This window comes from Loktanella gaetbuli (assembly GCF_020531945.1).
GTDB classification, from domain to species: domain Bacteria; phylum Pseudomonadota; class Alphaproteobacteria; order Rhodobacterales; family Rhodobacteraceae; genus Loktanella; species Loktanella gaetbuli.
In genome coordinates, this window is sequence record NZ_JAJATZ010000002.1 from 543,858 (window position 1) to 557,919 (window position 14,062).

General features: G+C 61.9%; 14 protein-coding genes. 4 read left to right on the forward strand and 10 right to left on the reverse strand.

Annotated features, from left to right (window positions below; all coding sequences use genetic code 11):
* Positions 1–116 precede the first annotated feature (116 nt).
* Complete coding sequence (gene zapE, locus LGQ03_RS06285) at positions 117–1,181, reverse strand: cell division protein ZapE (RefSeq protein ID WP_226747709.1); 1,065 nt, start codon at positions 1,179–1,181, stop codon at positions 117–119.
* 129 nt (positions 1,182–1,310) lie between these two features.
* Between zapE and LGQ03_RS06290 the strand changes: the two genes are divergently transcribed.
* Positions 1,311–2,438: a GGDEF domain-containing protein gene (locus LGQ03_RS06290; RefSeq protein ID WP_226747710.1), complete on the forward strand. Its 1,128-nt coding sequence runs from the start codon at positions 1,311–1,313 to the stop codon at positions 2,436–2,438.
* Here the strand turns inward: LGQ03_RS06290 and LGQ03_RS06295 are convergent.
* Genes LGQ03_RS06295 through greA form a run of 8 tightly spaced genes read right to left on the reverse strand, consistent with a single transcriptional unit; the run spans position 2,375 to position 8,537 of the window.
* On the reverse strand, positions 2,375–3,331 hold the full coding sequence (locus tag LGQ03_RS06295) for an alpha/beta fold hydrolase (protein ID WP_226747711.1): 957 nt from the start codon (positions 3,329–3,331) through the stop codon (positions 2,375–2,377). The genes LGQ03_RS06290 and LGQ03_RS06295 overlap by 64 nt on opposite strands.
* Positions 3,328–4,230, reverse strand: coding sequence for an ornithine cyclodeaminase family protein (locus LGQ03_RS06300; RefSeq protein WP_226747712.1), 903 nt, complete (start codon positions 4,228–4,230; stop codon positions 3,328–3,330). The genes LGQ03_RS06295 and LGQ03_RS06300 overlap by 4 nt, the downstream gene beginning before the upstream one ends.
* Positions 4,227–4,847 (reverse strand): HAD family hydrolase, encoded by a 621-nt coding sequence (locus tag LGQ03_RS06305; protein WP_226747713.1) that lies wholly within the window; start codon positions 4,845–4,847, stop codon positions 4,227–4,229. Before LGQ03_RS06305 ends, LGQ03_RS06300 begins: the two co-directional genes overlap by 4 nt.
* 12 nt (positions 4,848–4,859) lie before the next feature.
* A complete protein-coding gene (locus LGQ03_RS06310; RefSeq protein WP_056036470.1) occupies positions 4,860–5,309 on the reverse strand; it encodes a YaiI/YqxD family protein in 450 nt (149 codons plus the stop codon).
* Entirely contained in the window at positions 5,306–6,133 is an 828-nt protein-coding gene (gene fghA, locus LGQ03_RS06315; RefSeq protein WP_226747714.1) for an S-formylglutathione hydrolase, read from the reverse strand. Before fghA ends, LGQ03_RS06310 begins: the two co-directional genes overlap by 4 nt.
* A gap of 48 nt (positions 6,134–6,181) precedes the next feature.
* Positions 6,182–7,105, reverse strand: coding sequence for an AEC family transporter (locus LGQ03_RS06320; protein WP_090160811.1), 924 nt, complete (start codon positions 7,103–7,105; stop codon positions 6,182–6,184).
* On the reverse strand, positions 7,105–8,058 hold the full coding sequence (locus LGQ03_RS06325) for a hypothetical protein (protein ID WP_226747715.1): 954 nt from the start codon (positions 8,056–8,058) through the stop codon (positions 7,105–7,107). Before LGQ03_RS06325 ends, LGQ03_RS06320 begins: the two co-directional genes overlap by 1 nt.
* 8 nt (positions 8,059–8,066) lie before the next feature.
* The gene (gene greA / locus LGQ03_RS06330) at positions 8,067–8,537 is read right to left on the reverse strand and encodes a transcription elongation factor GreA (protein ID WP_056036460.1); all 471 of its coding nucleotides are present in this window, start codon (positions 8,535–8,537) and stop codon (positions 8,067–8,069) included.
* A gap of 188 nt (positions 8,538–8,725) precedes the next feature.
* Here greA and LGQ03_RS06335 point away from each other — a divergent pair, with 188 nt between their 5' ends.
* The 3 genes from LGQ03_RS06335 (at position 8,726) to LGQ03_RS06345 (ending at position 13,051) form a co-directional block, all read left to right on the forward strand.
* Positions 8,726–10,372: an electron transfer flavoprotein-ubiquinone oxidoreductase gene (locus LGQ03_RS06335; RefSeq protein WP_226747716.1), complete on the forward strand. Its 1,647-nt coding sequence runs from the start codon at positions 8,726–8,728 to the stop codon at positions 10,370–10,372.
* A gap of 109 nt (positions 10,373–10,481) precedes the next feature.
* Positions 10,482–12,176 (forward strand): tetratricopeptide repeat protein, encoded by a 1,695-nt coding sequence (locus tag LGQ03_RS06340; protein WP_226747717.1) that lies wholly within the window; start codon positions 10,482–10,484, stop codon positions 12,174–12,176.
* Positions 12,173–13,051, forward strand: a complete 879-nt coding sequence (locus tag LGQ03_RS06345; RefSeq protein WP_226747718.1) for a 4-(cytidine 5'-diphospho)-2-C-methyl-D-erythritol kinase — start codon at positions 12,173–12,175, stop codon at positions 13,049–13,051. The genes LGQ03_RS06340 and LGQ03_RS06345 overlap by 4 nt, the downstream gene beginning before the upstream one ends.
* On the opposite strand, the gene LGQ03_RS06350 is transcribed toward LGQ03_RS06345, so the two are convergent.
* Positions 13,027–14,025 (reverse strand): polyprenyl synthetase family protein, encoded by a 999-nt coding sequence (locus LGQ03_RS06350; protein WP_090160802.1) that lies wholly within the window; start codon positions 14,023–14,025, stop codon positions 13,027–13,029. The two genes, LGQ03_RS06345 and LGQ03_RS06350, sit on opposite strands and share 25 nt — an antisense overlap.
* Between the last annotated feature and the right edge of the window lie 37 nt (positions 14,026–14,062).

Genomic DNA, 14,062 nt, shown 5'->3' on the forward strand with positions numbered 1-14,062 from the left:
ACTGCGAATCAGTCATGATTCACAAAAGTGTCAACGGGGCAGAATGGCAGTGAATGTCACGCAGGCCCGGCGATCTTGGCAGGGCGAGGGGCAGGCTTATGGCCTGCTTTTTCGTGTCAGGCCGCTGGGTTTTCACCCCATCCATCACTTTGCATTTCGCGCAACCGGCTGGCCGTGCGTTCGAATTCGAAACTGCCCTCGCCTTCGCGATACAGAAATTCCGGCGCGGCAGCTGCTGAACAGATCAGGCGCACGCGCCCCTCGTACAGGGCGTCGATCAGGGTCACGAAACGTTTGGCCTCGTTGAAATTGTCACGCCCCAATGACGGAATGTCCTCGAGGATGAGCACCCGCACGGCATCGGCCAGCGCAAGGTAATCCGCAGCGCCCAACGGCCGCCCACACAGATCAAAAAACGACGCCCGCGCGACACCATTATGATACCCGGGCAAGACGACCTCGCGTCCCTTGACGTGCAGGGTCAGCGGGTTGTCCGCACCTTGGGTCAGGTCCTCCCAGACCTTTGCGATTGCGCTGCGGGCCGCTGCGTCCGCAGGCGTGAAATAGGTAGGGGTGCCCGCCAGCCGACCCTGTCGATAATCCGTTTCGGCGGCCAGTTCGTGAACCACCAGCCGCGTCTTGAGCAGGTCGATGAACGGCACGAACAACTGGCGATTCAAACCATCCTTGTACAGGTCGTCAGGCGGCCTGTTCGATGTGGTGATGATCGTCACGCCAGCGGCAAACAACCCCTCGAACAGCCGACCCACGATCATCGCGTCCGTAATATCGGTGATCTGCATTTCGTCAAAACACAGCAGCCGCGTCTGATCCACCAGCGTGGCAACCACGGGTTTGATCGCATCATCGACCCCCTGCCTGCGGGCCTGCGCGATTTCACCGTGAACCCACTGCATGAAGGCATGGAAGTGGCGGCGCAACTTTGGCGCATCAATCTGCGCATAGGCCAAATCCATCAACATGGATTTGCCGCGCCCGACGCCACCCCACATATACAGCCCCGGAACGGGATCTGGCGCACGGCGGAACAGGCCCCGCTTGGCTGGCACGGCAAGCGCCGCCGCAATCCGATCCAATTCGGGCAGTACTGCACGCTGGGCCGGATCGTCATTCAGCGTGCCGTCCCGGACCGCTGCATCATAGGCATCTGAAACACTCATGCTGCATGAAATACGCCGCGTCCGATGAATTGACAAACAGGTCTTGTGGCCCGTCGAAACCGGTCGGGTTCGATTAAATATTTCTACAGTTTTCGCAGCGATTGTCCGCTCAGGCTCACGAGGGGACCCATGACCGAACTTATCCGGATTTTCATGACGCTGTTTCAGCCGGTCGGGATCGCGCTCTCGATGGCCTATGTTTACGGGCTGATCGCCCGCCGCAAACTGGACGGTGTCGCTGTCCGTCCGATCATGGGGTTGGTGCTGGGGCTCGCGGCGGTCACATCGATGTCGTCTCCGGTCGAAATTTCGGATGGTTTCCTCATTGATTCCAGGCTCGTGTTCGTTGCACTGGCCTTTGCCTATTTCGATGTGCAGGGTGGCATCATCGCGCTTGTCATTGCGGGTTTGACCCGTTTCGCGATTGGCGGGGACGGCATGACTGTCGGCTTGACCGCGATGTGTTCGGTCGCGGCATGCGGCCTGAAGTGGTCGAAATTCATCCGATCCAGGGGCGTCCCGAACGTCGCAGCGACCCTGTTGCTGGCAACCGTGGTCGCAATGCATGCGCTGATTGGTCTGCTGCTGCCACAGGCGGCGCGACAAATCTACATGGCCAATATCGCGCCATTTTCCTTTGTGGTTCAGTTTGTCGGGACACTGGCCCTGGGCCTGTTGCTGACCCGTGAACGGCTACAGATCATCCGGGTGCAGACCCTGCAAACGGCCTGTCAGACGGACGGGCTGACAGGTGTTCTGAACCGTGCCGCCATTCGGGAGTTCGTCGACGGCCTGAACAGCCGGCCACAGGCCCCGCGCGGGCGTGCCTTGCTGCTGATGGATATCGACCGGTTCAAAATCATCAACGACACCTATGGCCACCCGGTCGGCGATGCCGTCCTGGTTCAATTTGTCCAAAGGACCCGCGATTGCCTGCGCGAGGGCGATCTGTTCAGCCGCATTGGGGGTGATGAATTTTCCGTCCTGCTGCCGGATACGGCCGCAGGCACAGCGGAAATCATTGCCAACAGATGCAGAATGGCCATCAGCGGTACGGCCTTGCGAGTTGACGATCTGACCCTCGATCTGACCGTGTCGATCGGTGTCTCATGGACCCCGCTTCAGGCGAGTTTCGACCATCATAGTGCCAGCGCGGATCACGCGCTCTATCACGCGAAACGCAATGGACGGAACTATACCTGTGTCGGATCACCGCTTTTGGTGCCAGCAGCCGTTTCACTGGACGCAACAGCCTGACCATCCATCCAGTCCCGCATCAATTCCGCAACGACATCAGCGTGTTGCCAGGGCAGCGCGTGGGTTGCGTCAGGCACGACCTCGTGCACGACCTTTCGGTTCCATTGTGCCAGTTGTCCCATCGCGGCGGTCGGGATCGTCGAATCCATGCCGCCCCAGATGGCCAGAACCGGGATCTCGGCAGCGGCGACGGCACGATGGGCATCCTGCATCTGGGCTGACAACGCGCCCCGCAGGCTGGACAGAACAGCGGGCAGATATCCCCTGCGCATCAGTTGATCGTGTTGCACCCGACCGATCGCCGTACCCGTCGCCGCGACCTGACGCAGATCGCCCGCACCAAACCCACGCGCCAGCCAGTCCCCGATCACAGGCGTATCACGCGCAAACCGCCAGAATGGCGTCAGGTTCAGCCCCATACCCGCCGATGCCAGCAGGACGATCCTCTCGACACGCGCCGCGTTTCTCGCCGCAAAGAGCGTCGCGATCGTGCCACCCATGGAATAGCCAACCAGCGTCACGGGGCCTGTCACATCCTGATCGCGCAGCAGATCATCCAGCTGTCTCAGGAAAAAGGCACCATCCTGCGTCCCTGCAACAGCGTCAGACAACCCCCGACCGTACAGATCATAGCAAAGCACGCGATAACCTGACTGCGCCAGGTGACCCGCCAGATCATCAAACACGGGGCTGGGTGTCGTCAGTCCATGGATTGCCACGACCACAGGACCACGCGAAGGACCGGTCCAGCGATACCACGTGCGCCCCTGTGACAACGCAGCCCATGTGCCGGTCCCGCGAATATCCGCAGTCAAAGGCGGCTTGCGCGCCTCGCTGAGGAATGGCCAGCACGCCAGCAACAGCAGAACCGCAAGGACGATCAGCCAGATCATGCCACGCCGACCTGACCCAGAATGTAATGTGCCGTCATCAGATCAAGATGCGCGCCACCGCCGTTCTTGAACAAGGTGATATCCTCTGGTTTCCGCTCAAACCGGTCAAGGTCATAGTAATCCGCCAGAACATCATCCGGCCCGATCACACCCCGCGTCAGTGGATCGCGCAACTCGCCGATGTGGTCCATCGTCGTGCTGCGATTATCGACAAATATCCGCGCACGCCGCAGGGCCGCGTCATCGGCCTCGCGCATGTCGGGGCGATAGGCCCCTATCAGATCGACATGCTGGCCGGGCTGCAGCCATGCACCGCACAGAACCGGTTCGGTCGTCATCGTGGCACAGCAGATGATATCGGCGGCCCGCACGGCGGTTTCCAGATCATCAGCCACCTGCGCCCCGTGATCGCGGGCAAACCGCGCGGCCCCGTCAGCGGACCGGTTCCAGATCGTGAACGACGCATGCGCAAAGGCGGCACCATAGGCCTGCACCAGCGACGCACCCACGGTCCCTGCGCCGATGATCAGGATATTGCGGCTGTCCGGGCGGGCCAGTCGTCTCGCGGCCAGCAGGCTGTCCCCGGCTGTTTTCCATTTCGTGACCAGCCCGAAATCCAGCACGGCTGACAGACTGCCATCCGCATCCGACATCAGGTTCACTGCACCGCCGACCATCGGACGCCCCTGCGCAGGGTTATCTGGAAACACCGTTGCCGCCTTGACCAGCACACCCAACCCTGCGATCCACGCGGACCGGTTCAGCAGCGTCCGGTTACCCTGGTACAGGAACACATCCTTGATTTCTGCCGGCGGCAGGTCGTGGCCCGCGGCCAGCGCATCCGTCAGCCCGATCCAGTCGAGCTTTGCCTCGGCCTCTGGTCCAATCATTTTGGTCATTGTGCCTCCTCTGCGGTCAGCAGCCCTTCGGACACCAGACGATCTGCAAAGGCCTGAGGACCATCGAACAGATGCGTCTGCCAGCCCCGTTCGGCCGCGGCGGCGATATTGTCGGCGCGGTCATCGGTGAACAGCAGGACCGCCGGATCGACACCGCAATCCACCTCGACCCGGCGGTAGATCTCGGCATCAGGTTTGATGACGCCCATGTGGCCGGAAATGTAACGACGGTCGAAATCATTCAGGAATGGATACACCTTTTCGGCAATCGCAAAGGTCTGAATGCCGAAATTTGACAGGGCGAACACCGGAACCCCTGCCGCGCGCAGGGCGTGCAGCAACCGGATCGAATGGGGGATTTCAGGGCTGGCCATCTGCGCCCAGTTATCGTGCCACATCATGATTTCGGCATGCCAGGCGGGATTGGCCGCGGCAAAGGCCGTGACGGCCTCCAGAAAGTTGTCGCCACGGTCCACACCATCATTCATGCCGTGCAGGTCGAGGGCGGCGAACATCGCGCGGCGGCGTTCCTCGCCGATCTGCGCGTCATAGAACCGTTCCGGCTGCCATTCGATCAGCACGTTTCCAATGTCAAAGATGACGGCCTCTACAGGCATGGGGGAGTCCTTTCAGGATTGGGCGGCCTTGCGCAGGCTGCGTTCGAGCGCGTCCAGAAAACGGGACCGGTCGGCCTTGGAAAATGCACGACCACCGCCCTGACGAAACGGATCGGCGGCGCGCATGTCAGCCATCAGATCGCGCGTCGCCAGCACGTTTCCGATATTGGCCTGGGTCAGCGGTTCGCCATTGTGTTTGAGCACCTGCGCACCGTTTTCCACGCAGCGGGCTGCCAACGGAATGTCACCCGTGATGACGACATCGCCCGGCCCGGCCCTGTCCGCGATCCACATGTCAGCCACGTCCGGCCCGTCCGGCACCACGATGGTCTGCACCAGCGGGTTTTGCGACGGGCGAATACCGCCGTTGCTGACAACGAACATCTGCACCTTGTGCCGCGTGCCGACGCGTTCGACCTCTGCCTTGACCGGGCAGGCATCGGCGTCGACATAGATGCTCATGCGTAGAGAGCCTGCGCGTGAAAATCGACGTGATCGGCGATAAATGACGCGATGAAAAAGTAGCTGTGGTCATACCCGCTTTGCAGGCGGATTTGCGCGTCTGCACGGGCATCGGCACAGGCCGCCGCAAAATCGCCTGTGTTCAGCTTGTCATAGAACTGATCTGCGGTGCCCTGGTCCACCAGGACCGGCTTGTCGTAGCCGTTGGACCGCATCAGCAATGTTGCATCGTGATCTGCCCAAACGCTTTTGTCGGACCCCAGATAGCCTTCGAACTGACGCTGGCCCCAGTCTGACGCAGTGGGATGGCAGATCGGCGAAAAGGCCGAGACGCTGCGGAACATGTCGGGGTGTTTCAGCGCCAGTGTCAGGGCACCATGACCACCCATCGAATGACCCGTGATCGACACGCGGTCCATGTCCAGCGGGAAATCAGCAAGCGCCTGCATCAGGTCGCGCGTGATGTAGGTTTCCATCTGGTAATGCGGTTTCCACGGGTCCTGCGTCGCATCGACATAGAAACTGGCGGCCAACCCCATGTCGAATCCGTCGGTATCGGCCACCCCATCGCCGCGCGGCGAGGTATCGGGAAAAACCAGCGCAATGCCCTGTTCGGCAGCAAAGGCCTGTGCGCCGGATTTGGTCATCGCGTTTTCGTGGGTGCAGGTCAGACCCGACAGATAGATCAGGACCGGCACAGGGCCGTTCGCGGCCTCTTCCGGCAGGAACAGGCCGAATGTCATGGTGCCACCCGTGGCCGCCGACGCATGAGAATAGACGCCCTGCGTCCCGCCGAAACACTTGTTTTCCGAAATGGTATCCATCGTCGTCTCCTTGGTTTGCACCAGTGCTAACGCGCCCCCGGCCCGGTGTCACGTCACCAGCGCGATGACCACGGATACGGTGATGATCGACAGCGTCGTCGACACCAGGATTGCCGCTGACACGCGCTGGGGCGCGACCCGGTAATGCTGCGCCAGCATATAGACGTTGCCGGCCACAGGCAGCGCCGCCAGCGCGATCATCACGCTGGCCTCATAGGCATCCACCGTAAAGATCAGCAGCGCAAAGACGGCCACCGCAGCCGGATGCAGCACCAGTTTGCAAAACGTAAGCCATGACGCGACCGACAATTTCTCGGCGGACTTGCTCGCCAGTGAGGCACCGATGGCAAAGAGTGCGCCGGGCGTTGCTGCACCACCCAGCAGGGTCACAAATTCATTGACGGGCTTTGGCAGGTCCCACGCAAGCGCTGACACGGTCAGCCCCAGCGCAATGGACACGATCATCGGATTGGCCAGCAGGCCCAGCGCCACGGTTTTCAAAACACCCAGCTGGATGCGCCCGTCGCGGCTGCCGGTGATCAGAATCACGATCAGACTGCCGAACACGATCAGATCGACCGCCAGTACCATCATGTTCGGTCCGATCGCGGCAGGTCCCAGCAGCAAGGTCAGCATCGGGATGCCCAGAAAACCCACGTTGCCGATCACGGCGACCTGCGCCTCGACGGCCGCCTCTGCCACGGGCAATCGGCGGATCATGGCGACGATGGTGGCAAGCACGTAGATCAACATCGTGCCGCACAGATAGGCCGCGACGAATGACCAGTCCCAAACATCCGCCAGCGACAGGTTCGCGGAAAACCGGAACAGCATCGCCGACAGCGCGAAATAGAACACGAATTTCGTCAGATAGGCTGTCGCTTCGGCACTGAAAAAACCTGACCGCCCGGAGGCATAGCCCAACCCGATGATGGCAAAGAATGGCAGTGTCTGGATGAAAATCGCGATCATCAGTCGAACACGCCGCTGACACGCGCCACGATCATGAACGCCCGCGCCGACCGCGTATCGGCCAGCGCGATCATCTCGGCATCACTGGCATCCGGTTCGACCTGCGCCAGCATACGGTCGAACAACCGCAGAAAATGATGTGCAGCGTCGCGGAAAATCACGTCCTCGCGCATCCGTCCTGCCGTCAGCGCAAGGCTGGACCGGTCCCGAATGCCACCCAGCGCCGCGACCGCCCGGCCCCGTTCACCCTGCGCGAACCTGCGCCACAGATCGGGTTTTGCGCGGTCCGGTTTCAGGTCATCCATGTAGATGCCATCCTGACTGAGCAGTGTCAGCACGTCCTGGCTGGCCTTGATCAGCTTGCCAGCCGACCGATCCTTAAGCGCGCGGCGCAATGCGCCGAAACCGGCGGTGTCGCGCTCGTCCTCGGGAAAATTGAGGGCGCGGATCAGCTCGGCGGTTTCCAGCGGAACGGCCATGTCCTCGGCCGAGGTGCCCAGCGCCAGCGTTGGCTGATCGTCCGGCACCGTCTTGATCGAGGTGATCGCCAGCTTGGACCGCGCCATATCCCGCGAACTGGTAAACGTCGCGACCGTCGCTTCGGTTTTGCGCGCTGTCTGGGCGATTTCCTCCAGCCGTGCCTCGACTGTTTTGGGGGACATGGCCGACGATTGCGGTGTGACGCGCAGTGCCGCCAATGCATCATCCAGACGGTTGATGCGCCGTTTGGTTTCGCGCTGCGCGTCCATGATCAGATGACACACGACCAGCATGGCAGGCGGCAGGATCAGCGCCAGCAGGTAGAACAGCGTGATGGCCCCACCGAAACCCTCGGGGGTGGCTGGCTGCAATACCCATAGCACCAGAACAAGGACGATCCAGGCAACGCCCAGCCCGGCCAGAAGGGATCCGGCGACACCGGATTCCTCTGGCTCTGGACGAAATTGCGGCATGGTGTTTGCTACTTGTATTCGATTTTCAGGATTTCGTAGGACCGTTCGCCACCCGGCGTGCGGACTTCGACGCTGTCGCCCTCGTCCTTGCCGATCAGGGCGCGGGCCAGCGGCGATTTCATGTTCAGCAGACCTTTTTCGATATCGGCCTCGTATTCGCCGACGATCTGATAGGTTTTTTCCTCGTCCGTGTCCTCGTCCACCAGATGCACGGTCGCGCCGAATTTGACGTTGCCTGACATCTTGGCCGGATTGATCACGTCCGCCAGCGACAGCACGCCTTCGATCTCCTTGACCCGGCCTTCGATGAACGACTGTTTTTCCTTGGCGGAATGGTATTCGGCGTTTTCAGACAGGTCACCGTGTTCGCGCGCCTCGGAAATGGCGCGAATGATGGCCGGGCGTTCAACCGACTTCAGGTGCTTGAGCTCATTGTCCAGTTTTTTGAAACCGGCAGCGGTCAGCGGAATCTTGTCCATGTTGGCACCCTCTTGGCCTGTGCGAATTCATCGCACGTTCATAGCGTATTCGCGCGTGGTAAAGTCAAGCGCCCGGCAAAACGCCGCGGCGGAACCGCGCCTTTGACGCATCGTTGTGATTGCGACGCCCCGGCGCGTCCTGTAACCCTTCGCGCAACTTTATTGCTGCACATGCAAAAGGATGGATCATGGCTGAACGCGAATCAATGGAATATGATGTTGTCATCGTCGGCGCCGGCCCTGCCGGGCTGTCGGCGGCCATTCGCCTGAAACAGATGGACCCCGATTGCAACGTCGTCGTCTTGGAAAAAGGGTCCGAGGTCGGCGCGCATATTCTGTCTGGTGCCGTTCTGGATCCATCGGGCCTGGATCGCCTGATCCCTGACTGGAAGGACCGCGGCGCGCCGTTGAATGTCCCCGTCACCGACGATCATTTCTACATGCTGGGCGAGGGCGGCAAGATCCGCGTGCCCAACATGCTGATGCCACCGCTGATGAACAACCACGGCAACTACATCGTCAGCATGGCCAACGTCTGCCGCTGGATGGCCGAACAGGCCGAGGAACTGGGCGTCGAGATTTTCCCGGGCATGGCCTGTTCCGAACTGGTCTGGGGCGACGACGGCCGTGTGGCGGGCGTTGTGGCCGGTGAATTCGGGCGCAACCCCGACGGAACCGAGGGTCCGGGCTACGAGCCGGGGATGGAACTGCTGGGCAAATACGTGTTCCTGTCCGAAGGCGTGCGCGGATCGCTGTCCAAGCAGGTGATCGAGAAATTCGACCTCGACGCCAAAAGTGACGTGCAGAAATACGGTCTCGGCATGAAGGAAATCTGGGAAATCGACCCAGAGAAACACAAGCCCGGCACGGTCGTGCACACAATGGGCTGGCCGCTGAACGAATCCGGTGCCGGTGGCGGATCGTTCATCTACCACCTCGACAACAATCAGGTGTATGTCGGTTTCGTCGTGCACCTGGGCTACAAGAACCCGCACACATTCCCCTACATGGAATTTCAGCGGTTCAAGCATCACCCGATGGTCAAGGAATTGCTGGAAGGTGGCAAGCGTGTCGCCTATGGCGCGCGCGCGATTTCAGAGGGCGGATTCCAGTCCATCCCTCAGACGGCGTTTCCCGGCGGCTGCCTGCTGGGCTGTTCCGCAGGGCTGGTGAACGTCCCCCGCATCAAGGGCAACCACAACGCGATGCTGTCAGGCATTCACGCAGCCGAGGCCGCGATCGAGGCGATGCAGGCCGGACGCAGCGGCGACACACTGACCGACTACGACAAGGTGCTGAAAACCGGCCCCGTCGGCATCGACCTGAAAAAGGTGCGCAACGTGAAACCGCTTTGGTCGCGTTACGGGCTGACGACCTCGCTTGCGCTGGGTGGTTTTGACATGTGGACCAACACGCTGACCGGTATTTCGGTCATCGGCACGCTGTCGCACGGCAAATCCGATGCCGAGGCCACGGAGCCCGCAGATCAGCACAAGGTCATCGACTACCCCAAACCGGATGGCAAACTGTCGTTTGACCGCCTGACGAACGTGGCCTTCAGCTTTACCAATCACGAAGAAAGCCAGCCCGCGCATCTCAAGCTCAAGGATCCGTCGATCCCTGTCGCGGTGAACCTGCCGAAATATGCAGGCCTATCCGCACGATATTGCCCGGCCGGCGTGTACGAATTCGTGGGCGAAGGGGACGAGACCAAGTTCCAGATCAATTTCCAGAACTGCGTCCACTGCAAGACCTGCGATATCAAGGACCCCAGCCAGAACATCGTCTGGACCGTGCCGCAGGGTGGCGACGGACCGAACTATCCCAACATGTGATCATTGCGGCGGTGACCCGCACGTTCAACCGCTCGTGACATGTGATTGATTGCACGCCATTGGACCTGCGCCTACGGTGCAGGTCCAAACGTTCTTGCAGGCGAGTGTCATGACGAAACGCATTTCTATCGCGGCCCTTGTGGTGGGTCTCATGTCGTTCGGCCCGCCAGCGCAGGCACAGGTCGATCCGGGTGCCTATCTGGCCGCACGCAGCGCCGCCGGTGTGCGCGATTATGCGCCCGCCGCGGAATTTTACGAACAGGCCCTGGTCGAGGATCCCCAGAACGTCGCCCTGTTGGAAAGTGCTGCGGTGTCCTATGTCGCGCTGGGCGATTTCGAACGCGCGGCCATTTTTGCGGATCGTCTACGCGAGGCAGGTATCAGCAGCCAGGTCGGTGCTGCGATCACGGTCAGCGTAAACGCGGTCAATGGCAACTGGGATGCGATATTGGACGCGGACCCGCTGGGTGTCAGCCCGCTGTTCGACGCGCTCGCCCGGGCGTGGGCGCTGGTCGGCACGGGGCAGATGACGGACGCGCTGACTGCCTTTGACGCGGTGGCCGACACCGACGGCATGCGCAGCTATGGCCTGCTGCACAAGGCCTATGCACTGGCGACGGTCGGCGATTACGAAGGCGCGCTGGCCATTCTTGCAAACCCTGGCGACGGAACCAGCGCATTCAGCCCCCGGGCGGCCATCGCGCAGGCGCAGATCTTGTCCCAGCTGGACCGAAACGATGATGCCGCAGCCGCGCTGACCGACGTGTTCGGCGCGACGCTGGATCCGGGTATCGTGGACATGCAGGGCCGTTTGGCCGCTGGTGAAACACTGGCCTATGATGTCGTGACCAGCGCCGCAGAGGGTCTGGGCGAGGTCGCGTACATGATCGGCAGCCTGCTCGCAGGTGAGGCGCGCGACGACTATATCCTGCAATATGCCAGGATGGCGCAGTTCATGGCCCCCGACAACGTCGATGCGGCCATGCTGACCGCAGCTCTCTTGCAGGAAATGCGCCGCTACGATCTGGCAGGCGAGGCGTTTGCCACCGTCCCCACCGACGATCCGGCCTATCCATCTGCCGAATTGGGCCGCATCGACAGTTTGCGGTTGTCCGACCGGGACGAGGCCGCGATCGAAGTCGCACAAGCCCTCGCAAGGGCGCATCCTGATCTGCCCTTTGTGCAGTCCCGGCTGGGTGATGTCCTGCGGGACAATGACCAACTGGATGCAGCCCATGACGCCTATACCCGCGCCATCGACCTGTATCCGCAGGATGACCCCAATCTCTGGATCGTCTATTATTCGCGCGCCGTCGTGTCGTTCGACAGCGACGACTGGCCTGCCGCCGAGGCCGATTTCCGCGCGGCACTGGAACTGGAACCGAACCGGCCCGAGGTGTTGAACTACCTGGGATACAGCCTTGTGGAACGCGGCGAAAAACTGGACGAGGCGCTCGACATGATCGAACGCGCGGTCGAGGGGCGGCCCGACAGCGGTGCCATCATCGATTCGCTGGGATGGGTCTATTTCACGCTTGGCCGCTACGAAGAGGCCGTCGCACCACTCGAAACCGCCGCAGCGCTCGAAGCGACCGATCCGATCGTCAACGATCACCTGGGTGATGCCTATTGGGCGGTGGGCCGCAAACGCGAGGCACGGTTTCAGTGGCAGCGCGCCCTGTCCTTTGACCCGGACGAGGCGCTGGCCGCGCGGATCAGGGCGAAACTGGCGGACGGTCTGGATGCCGTCCGTGCTGCAGAAGGCCAACCCCCCATCACACTGGCAGACGATCCGACCCAATGATACCGAACGCGGCACTGGCCCCGGCCAAGATAAATCTGACCCTGCATGTGACAGGACGCCGCGATGACGGCTATCATTTGCTGGATTCGCTTGTCGTGTTCGTCGATCTGGGCGACCGCCTGCGGGTTGGTCCTGCACCGGACCTGCGCCTGTCGGTGACCGGACCGTTCAAACCCGGCGTGCCGACCGACGAACGCAACCTTGTGGTGCGCGCGGCCCGCCTCTTGGCCCAGGTAACGGGCACGACACGTGGCGCTGCACTGACCCTGGACAAGATCCTGCCGCATCCTGCCGGAATTGGCGGTGGATCGGCCGATGCCGCGCTGGCGCTGCATCTGCTGGCTGATTTCTGGAAAGTCGACCTTGCCCGGCTGACACGCGACGACATCCTTGGCCTTGGCGCGGACGTGCCGGTCTGTCTGGCGGGGCCAGCCCCGATGCGGATGCGCGGGATCGGCGAGGATCTGTCCAGCGTCCCGCGCTTGCCGGATTGCGCGCTCGTCCTGGTCAGGCCTGATGTCGATGTGCCGACGCCCGCAATCTTTGGCGCGCTGGACCGGACGGACCTCGCGCCAATGGACGCGGTGCCACAGGGGTTGGATGTCGCGGGTTTCGCAGACTGGCTGGAAACGCAGCGCAATGACCTTTTGCCACCGGCAAAGGCCATGGCCCCCGCGATTACGCAGGCGCTGACGGATCTGCGCAGCCTGCCACAGGTCAAGGCCGTGGGGATGTCCGGATCGGGTGCGACCTGCTGGGGACTTGTCGCGCATACGGCAGATGCGAAACTGGCGGCGAAATCCATGCAGCTACGGCATCCGCGCTGGTGGGTCGCGCCGGGCGGGGTGTTTCAGACTAGCCGTTCCACCACGTAGTCGGCCAGATCGACCAGCATTCCCTTGATCTCGTGATCGGGGATCGGGTCCAGCGCCGATTTCGCACGCGCGGCCCATGCGATTGCAGTCTCTTTTGTGCTATCCAGCGTACCATGCCGCGCAAGGATGTCCTGGGCCTGTGCCAGATCGCCGTCTTCTTGCACGCGCTTTTCCAGCGTGCGGGTCCAGAACACGCGTTCGTTCGTATCGCCTGCCGCAATCGCGCGGATCACCGGCATGGTCAGCTTGCCCTCGCGGAAGTCATCGCCCACGTTCTTGCCGATGCCCGCCCCGCCCTGCCAGTCCAGCAGGTCGTCAACAATCTGGAACGCAATGCCCAGCGCGTCGCCATAATCGAACAAGGCCTTTACCTGATCCACGGGCGCATCCGCGATCACACCACCAACCTCGGTCGCGGCGGAAAACAGCGCTGCCGTCTTGCCGCGCACCACCTTGAGGTATGTGTCCTCGGTCGTGGCAATGTTCCGGGCGGCGGTCAATTGCAGCACCTCGCCTTCGGCGATGGTCGCGGCGGCGTTCGACAGGATGCGCAGCACGTCCATGTTGCCGGTTTCCGTCATCAGCTGGAAACTGCGGGCGAACAGATAATCCCCGACCAGAACCGAGCTGGAATTGTCCCACAGCAGGTTGGCGGTCGGTTTGCCGCGGCGCTTGTCGCTTTCGTCCACGACGTCGTCGTGCAGCAGCGTGGCGGTGTGGATGAATTCCACCGTCGTCGCCAAGTGCACGTGATAGGGTCCCGCATAGCCACACAGATTGGCCGCAGCCAGCGTCAGCATGGGGCGCAAACGCTTGCCACCTGCACCGATCAGATGGGCGGTCACCTCGGGGATGCGGGGGGCGTTTTCCGACGCCATGCGCGCCGCGATCATGTCGTTCACCGCAGAGAGGTCCGCGGACAGGGCCTGCGCCAGGCGTTCGTGCGGCTTGGTGGCGGCGTGGTCGAGGCTCATGTCGTGTTCCCGTGTTGTGGGTGGCGCAGATGCGGCT

Bases quoted from the DNA above. Each gene is read 5' to 3' on its own strand.
- LGQ03_RS06300 (WP_226747712.1), bottom strand. From the start codon at position 4,230: ATGACCAAAATGATTGGACCAGAGGCCGAGGCAAAGCTCGACTGGATC.
- LGQ03_RS06325 (WP_226747715.1), bottom strand. From the start codon at position 8,058: ATGCCGCAATTTCGTCCAGAGCCAGAGGAATCCGGTGTCGCCGGATCC.
- LGQ03_RS06340 (WP_226747717.1), top strand. From the start codon at position 10,482: ATGACGAAACGCATTTCTATCGCGGCCCTTGTGGTGGGTCTCATGTCG.
- LGQ03_RS06345 (WP_226747718.1), top strand. From the start codon at position 12,173: ATGATACCGAACGCGGCACTGGCCCCGGCCAAGATAAATCTGACCCTG.
- LGQ03_RS06305 (WP_226747713.1), bottom strand. From the start codon at position 4,847: ATGCCTGTAGAGGCCGTCATCTTTGACATTGGAAACGTGCTGATCGAA.
- LGQ03_RS06290 (WP_226747710.1), top strand. From the start codon at position 1,311: ATGACCGAACTTATCCGGATTTTCATGACGCTGTTTCAGCCGGTCGGG.
- LGQ03_RS06335 (WP_226747716.1), top strand. From the start codon at position 8,726: ATGGCTGAACGCGAATCAATGGAATATGATGTTGTCATCGTCGGCGCC.
- LGQ03_RS06320 (WP_090160811.1), bottom strand. From the start codon at position 7,105: ATGATCGCGATTTTCATCCAGACACTGCCATTCTTTGCCATCATCGGG.
- greA (WP_056036460.1), bottom strand. From the start codon at position 8,537: ATGGACAAGATTCCGCTGACCGCTGCCGGTTTCAAAAAACTGGACAAT.
- fghA (WP_226747714.1), bottom strand. From the start codon at position 6,133: ATGGATACCATTTCGGAAAACAAGTGTTTCGGCGGGACGCAGGGCGTC.
- LGQ03_RS06295 (WP_226747711.1), bottom strand. From the start codon at position 3,331: ATGATCTGGCTGATCGTCCTTGCGGTTCTGCTGTTGCTGGCGTGCTGG.
- LGQ03_RS06350 (WP_090160802.1), bottom strand. From the start codon at position 14,025: ATGAGCCTCGACCACGCCGCCACCAAGCCGCACGAACGCCTGGCGCAG.
- LGQ03_RS06310 (WP_056036470.1), bottom strand. From the start codon at position 5,309: ATGAGCATCTATGTCGACGCCGATGCCTGCCCGGTCAAGGCAGAGGTC.
- zapE (WP_226747709.1), bottom strand. From the start codon at position 1,181: ATGAGTGTTTCAGATGCCTATGATGCAGCGGTCCGGGACGGCACGCTG.